General features: G+C 63.5%; 3 protein-coding genes and 1 pseudogene. 2 read left to right on the forward strand and 2 right to left on the reverse strand.

The window, feature by feature from the left end; translation table 11 throughout:
* Positions 1 to 1,027 (forward strand): annotated as a pseudogene (locus EN939_RS16865) (NAD-glutamate dehydrogenase domain-containing protein); the annotation flags it as partial.
* An 84-nt stretch (positions 1,028 to 1,111) separates the two neighbouring features.
* Here the strand turns inward: EN939_RS16865 and EN939_RS16870 are convergent.
* The gene (locus EN939_RS16870) at positions 1,112 to 3,256 is read right to left on the reverse strand and encodes a TonB-dependent siderophore receptor (protein WP_127268917.1); all 2,145 of its coding nucleotides are present in this window, start codon (positions 3,254 to 3,256) and stop codon (positions 1,112 to 1,114) included.
* 354 nt (positions 3,257 to 3,610) lie between these two features.
* On the opposite strand from EN939_RS16870, the gene EN939_RS16875 reads away from it, so the two are divergent.
* Positions 3,611 to 4,987: an MFS transporter gene (locus EN939_RS16875; RefSeq protein ID WP_127268919.1), complete on the forward strand. Its 1,377-nt coding sequence runs from the start codon at positions 3,611 to 3,613 to the stop codon at positions 4,985 to 4,987.
* Between the two features lie 142 nt (positions 4,988 to 5,129).
* Here EN939_RS16875 and purH read toward each other — a convergent pair.
* The coding region (gene purH / locus EN939_RS16880) for a bifunctional phosphoribosylaminoimidazolecarboxamide formyltransferase/IMP cyclohydrolase (protein WP_127268920.1) at positions 5,130 to 6,302 on the reverse strand (1,173 nt) is incomplete at its 5' end.

Raw genomic sequence — 6,302 nt, forward strand, 5'->3', positions numbered from 1 at the left:
GCGCGGCGAACCGCTGACGAGAGCCGAACTCGGCGTGCTGCTCGCCTATGCCAAGATCGTGCTGTTTTCCGACATCGTCGCCAGCGACGTGCCTGATGACGCGCATTTCGACCGCGACCTGATGGGCTATTTTCCCGACCGGATGGCGAAGAAATACGCCACAGAGATCCATGGCCACCGGCTGCGCCGCGAGATCATCACACGGGTCGTCGCCAACGACCTGGTCAATCGCGGCGGCCCGTCCTTCGTCAACCGGCTGCAGGAAGCCACGGGGCGCACCGCCGCCGACGTGGTGCGGACCTTCGCGATGGTGCGCGACGGTTTTGCCTTGCCGGCGCTCTATCGCGAGATCGACGCGCTCGACAACCAGATCGACGGCCAGGTGCAGCTCGATCTCTATCAGATGGTCAGCCGGCTGATCTACGTGACCAGCGGCTGGTATCTCAAGAACGATGCCGGCACGGCACCCCTCGGCCAGCGCATCGCCGAGCTGCAGGAAGCACGCAAGGCGCTGGAACCGAAGCTCGTTGCGCTGCTGCCGGCTTTCTCGCGCGAGCGCATCGAGGAGAAGCGGCACGGGCTGTTCAAGAGCGGCGCGCCGGAAGGGCTGGCCGGGCAACTGGCGCTGAGCGAGGTGGCGGAACTTATCCCCGACATCGCGCTGACGGCGCGCACCGCCGGCGCCGATATCGTCGCCGCGGCCAAGGCGTTCTTCGCCGTCAGCGATGCCTTCCGCATCCCGCGTGTCGAGGACGCCGCACGCTCGATCACGCCTTCGGACTACTATGATCAGCTGGCACTGTCGCGCGCCACCGACACGATCGGCGCGGCACGGCGCGGCATCGCGGTGGCGGCACTCACCGGCCACGCCAAGACGGCCGATCCGGTGGTTGCCTGGCTGGACGCCGGCGGCGAGCGGGTGGCGCGCATCCGCGAGCGGCTGCAGGCGCTGACCGAGGGCGGCGACATCACCGTGTCGCGGCTGTCGGTGGCGTCGGGGCTGATGAGCGATCTGACGGGGATGTGAACCGCCGACGATCACCACACGCATTACCGGATGCGTGTGGCTCTTTTCGAATGCCATCCGCTTCGAAACCGGCGTTCAAAAAGCTCACCAGGAATGTTTGAGCGTGCCGACGATCTTCAGCCGGTCGCCGTAAAATTCGGTTCCGTAATAGCTGGTTGTCAAATACTTCCGGTCGAACAGGTTCGTTGCGTTCAGGGCCAACGTCACGTCCTTGGTCATCTTGTAGCTGATCGCCGCATCCACCAGTGCGTAGCCGCCAATCGAAGTCGTGTTCGCGTCATCCCCGTAGGTTTGTCCGATATAGCGCACGCCTCCGCCGATGGTCAGGTCGCCACGCCGTCCCTCCTCGGGTAGCGTATAATCAACCCAGGCCGAAGCCAGGTGGCGAGGGACACGCTGCGGCCGATTGCCGGCATTTCCTCCAATACCGTCTTCCAGGATCTCGGCATCCCAGTAGGAATAGGCAAGCGTCAGGTTCAGGTTTTCCGCAATGGCGGCCTTGCCCTCGAGTTCGATGCCGCGGACGCCAACCTTGCCGATCTGCTGCTGGACAACAGGCGTGACATAGGTGGGAACATTGGTTTGGGTAAGGTCGAAGACCGCGGCCGTGAACAGGCCGTCGAAGCCGTCGGGCTTGTACTTGATACCTGCCTCATACTGCCTGCCCTCTTGAGGCTTCAGCGAACCCGAGACCGCATATCCGTTGCCGCTTGGCGCCACGAGCGGCTGGAAGCTTTCCGAATAGTTGGCGTAGACCGCGAGGTTCGGAGTGAATTTGTAGGTCAGGCCGGCGCGCTTGGTGAAGGCGGATGCCGTGTCGTCGTCCTGCGTTCCCGAGTCGAGATAGTCCGCCGTCGTATGCACGCGGTCCCAGCGCCCACCCAGGGTGACGATCCAGCGGTCGTCAAACGTCAATTGCTCCTGGGCATAGACACCGACTGCCTGTTGCTTGACCCGCCAGTTCACGTAGGGGCCGAGATTGATGCAGGACAGACCGCAATAGGCCGGATTGTCGATGTCGATGGGACCGGCGGTGCCGAAGAGAATGTTTTCACGGGTGTTGTCGTTGGCGTAGTCGACGCCGACAAGCGTCTTGCTGTCGATCCCGCCCCAGCCCGTATCGTATTGCAACTGATTGTCGAAGGCATAGCGGTTGGACAGGCCATCGACGGAAAATGCCGTGCGGTCCGCCGTGGGGTCAAGCGACGCGCCGTAGACCTCGGCGTAGTCGAGGCTCAAATGCGTGTAGCGGGCATTGGAGCGCAAGGTGAGGTTCTCGTTGAACTCGTGCTCGAACTGGTAGCCGATATCGACCTGCTCCGTGTTGAAGCGGTTGAAATCCGGCTCGCCCAGGAATGTGCCGATGTCGATATTGCCGCCAGCCGGGGTGCCGCGTGCGCCTGTGCCATCTCGCTTGTAATAGTCAGTCAGGATGGTGAGCGACGTTCCTTCCTCGGGCTTGATGGTCAACGCGGGCGCGATGTAAAGCCGATCGTCGTTGGAATAATCCCATCCTTGATCGCCATCCTTGGCCAGCCCTGTGAGCCGATAGGTCCACACGCCATCGGGGTCGATTGGCCCGCCAAAATCAACGCCAACCTCCTTGGTACCGTCGCCATAGGACGTGTAAATCTCCCCCTGCTTCTGGTCCAGCGGCCGCTTGGTGATGGCATTGACCAGCCCGCCAGGGCCGTTGAGACCAAAAAGCGTCGATGTCGATCCCTTCAGGACCTCCACGCGCTGAAGTCCGTAAGGCTCGAGACGGCTGGCCGTGAACCAGGCGGGGATGCGCGCCGTGAGACCATCGCGATAGGTACCGAGCGATGTCTGGTCGAAACCGCGGATGCGAATATAGTCGTATCGGTCATCGTTGCCGAACTCGTCGGTGAGGACGCTGGATGTGTAGGCCACGGCCTGCTGCAGGCTTTCGACATGGCGCGCCTCCAGTTCCTTCTGGGTTACCACTGAAACCGAGGCGGGAACGTCGACGATCGGCGTATCGGTCTTGGTGGCGGTCGCCGTATCCTCGGCGACGATCGTTTGATCGGGCCCGACAAGGCGGTCCGACTTGCCGGTGACGACGATGGTTTCCAGTTGAGTTGCATCGTCCGGCGAAACCTCCTGGGCCCGGCCGGCCCCCACCGCTCCAAAAGATGCCGCTATCAAGGCACTGCTCGCAATCAATCGCCTTACCTGAGTGCGCGGCAATGCCTGTCGACCAATCGTCATCTCTTATTCCCTGTCAGACCATATCGAGCCGTTCGACCGGCGACTTTCCGGCCCTGCGCGAGCGCAATTAGTCAAACCGGACAAAAAGAGTCAACTTAATAATCAAGAAATTCGCGCCGGCGGCAATCGCCGCGAAGCAGGGGGTGGAGGGCGGCGCCAGACCTTCGGTCCGACTTCCCTCACGAGAAAAAATAAGGGCTTGGTCCGCGTCGCGGACGAAAGCCAATTGCTTGGCTTTCGAACAGTGAACGCGCGGCAGGGGCAAGGGACGGCACACCAAGCTTGGTTCATTGCATGAGCGCATGAAACATGCAGACATGGCGCCCGACACGGAACCGGTGCCGGGGGATCATCATGACGGTAGAAACAGTGCAGCGTGCGTCCGGGCGCGGCATCTGGGGATGGATGTTGTTCGACTGGGCGGCGCAGCCGTTCTTCACCGTCGTCACCACCTTCATCTTCGGGCCTTATTTCGTGTCGCGGATGGCGAGCGATCCGGAAACCGGGCAGGCGGCCTGGGGCTACGGCATTGCTGCGGCCGGCCTTGTCATTGCAGTGCTGTCGCCGATACTCGGCTCGATCGCCGACCAGACCGGACCGCGCAAGCCGTGGATCGCATTCTTTGCCGCGGTCAAGGTCACCTGCCTTTGCATGCTTTGGTTCGCGGCCCCCGGTTCGAACCTTTTCCTGGTCGTGCTGTTCTTTTCGCTGGCGTCGGTGGCGGCGGAGTTTTCGACCGTGTTCAACGATTCGATGATGCCGCGCCTGGTGCCGAAGAGCGAGATCGGCCGGATTTCCAACATGGCCTGGGGGCTTGGCTATCTCGGCGGCATGATCGTGCTGATCTTCGTCGTCGCCTGCCTGGCCGGTTCGCCTGAGACCGGCAAGACGATCATCGGCATCGACCCGCTCTTCGGGCTCGACCCGAAGCTCGGCGAGGACGCGCGCGCAACCGGGCCTTTGTCAGCCGGCTGGTACTTCCTGTTCATCCTGCCGATGTTCTTTTTCACCCCCGACGCCATCAAGGGCCTGCCGATCGGTCCGGCTGTCCGAGAGGGGTTGGCGGAGCTGAAAGTGACACTGGGTGAGGTGCGCAAGCGCAGCGGCATCTTCCGCTTCCTGGTAGCCCGCATGATCTATCAGGACGGCGTCAACGCGCTGCTGGCGTTGGGTGGCACCTTCGCCGCTGCGATGTTCCACTGGTCGATCACCGAGATCGGTATTTTCGGCATCATTCTCAACGTCGTCGCCATCTTCGGCTGCCTGGTTGCAGCCCGTCTCGATACGGCGCTTGGCTCAAAAACCATCGTCATGATCTCGCTGGTCCTGCTCAGCATCGCCACGATCGGCATCGTCTCGACCGGGCCGGGCTACACGTTGTTCGGCCTCTGGATGATGCCTGGGCCGGACAGGGGCGGCCTGTTCGGCACGGCAGCGGAAAAAGCCTACATCTTCTTCGGCCTGTTGATCGGTGTGGCTTTCGGGCCGGTGCAGGCGTCGTCGCGATCCTACATGGCGCGCAGCGTCACGGCGGCAGAATCCGGCCGCTATTTCGGCATTTATGCACTGGCCGGGCGGGCGACCAGTTTCCTGGCGCCGTTCATGGTCGCGTCCGTCACCCTGGCCAGCGGCTCAGCGCGGCTCGGCATGGCGGTGATCGTGCTGTTCCTGGGCATCGGCATGGCGATCCTGGTCAAGACGCCCTATCCGGCGGACCGGCCGGTGGAGTGAGTTTACCCTCCCCCTTGTGGGGAGGGTCGATCCGCGAAGCGGAGCGGGGTGGGGGTGCGGCGCTGTCCCCACCCCGTCTCACGAACTTTGCTTCGCAAAGATCGTTCGCCGACCCTCCCCACAAGCGGGAGGGTAAGGGCGCTCAATGCCGGAAATGCCTGATCCCCGTAAACACCATGGCGATGCCGTGCTCGTCGGCAGCGGCAATGACGTCCTTGTCGTTCATCGAACCGCCCGGCTGGATGACGGCGGTGGCGCCGGCGGCGATTGCCGACAGCAAGCCATCGGCGAAGGGGAAGAAGGCGTCGGAGGCGACGACCGAGCCCTTGGTCAGCGGTTCGGCAAGGCCCGCGGCCTCGGCGGCGTCGAGTGCCTTGCGGGCGGCGATGCGTGAGGAATCGACCCGGCTCATCTGGCCGGCGCCGATGCCGACGGTGGCGCCGTCCCTGACGTAGACGATGGCGTTGGACTTGACGTGCTTGGCGATGCGGAAGGCGAATTTCAGGTCGGCCATTTCGGCCGGCGTCGGCGCCCGCTTGGTCACCACTTTCAGTTCGAGGTCGTCGACGACGGCGTTGTCCCGGCCCTGGATGAGCAGGCCGCCGGCGACGGATTTGACCGTCGTACCCGGCGTGCGCGGGTCCGGCAGCCCACCGGTGACCAGCAGGCGCAAATTCTTTTTCGCCGCCACGATGGCCGCTGCCTCGTCGGTGGCGCCGGGCGCGATGATTACCTCGGTGAAGGTTTTTACGATCTCTTCCGCCGCCTCGGCGTCGAGGGTGCGGTTGACGGCGATGATGCCGCCGAAGGCCGAGACCGGGTCGCAGGCCAGCGCCTTGGCGTAGGCGGCTTTCAGCGAGTCGCCTTCGGCAACGCCGCACGGATTGGCGTGCTTGATGATGGCGACGGCGGCGGAAAGGTCGGGGTCGAACTCGCCGACCAGTTCGAAGGCGGCGTCGGTGTCGTTGATGTTGTTGTAGGATAGCTGCTTGCCCTGCAGCTGGCGCGCCGTGGCGACGCCCGGGCGCTTGTCGCCGTTGACGTAGAAGCCGGCGCTCTGATGCGGGTTCTCGCCATAGCGCATCACCTCGACCAACCTGCCGCCAAAGGCGCGCCATGTCGGATGTTCGATCTCGAGCGCTTCGGCGAACCAGCCGGAGATCGCCGCGTCATAGCTGGCGGTGCGGGCGAAGGCCTTGGCGGCCAGCTTCTTGCGGAAATCCAGCGACAGCGAGCCGATGTTCATCTCCAGCGCATTCAGCACCGAGGCGTAATCGCCGGGGTCGGTGACGATGGCGACATAGGCGTGGTTCCT

This window comes from Mesorhizobium sp. M7A.F.Ca.CA.002.05.1.1 (assembly GCF_003998335.1).
GTDB lineage: Bacteria > Pseudomonadota > Alphaproteobacteria > Rhizobiales > Rhizobiaceae > Mesorhizobium.

Excerpts from the sequence above, each read along its gene's own strand:
- EN939_RS16875 (WP_127268919.1), top strand. The coding sequence starts at position 3,611 with ATGACGGTAGAAACAGTGCAGCGTGCGTCCGGGCGCGGCATCTGGGGA.
- EN939_RS16870 (WP_127268917.1), bottom strand. The coding sequence starts at position 3,256 with ATGACGATTGGTCGACAGGCATTGCCGCGCACTCAGGTAAGGCGATTG.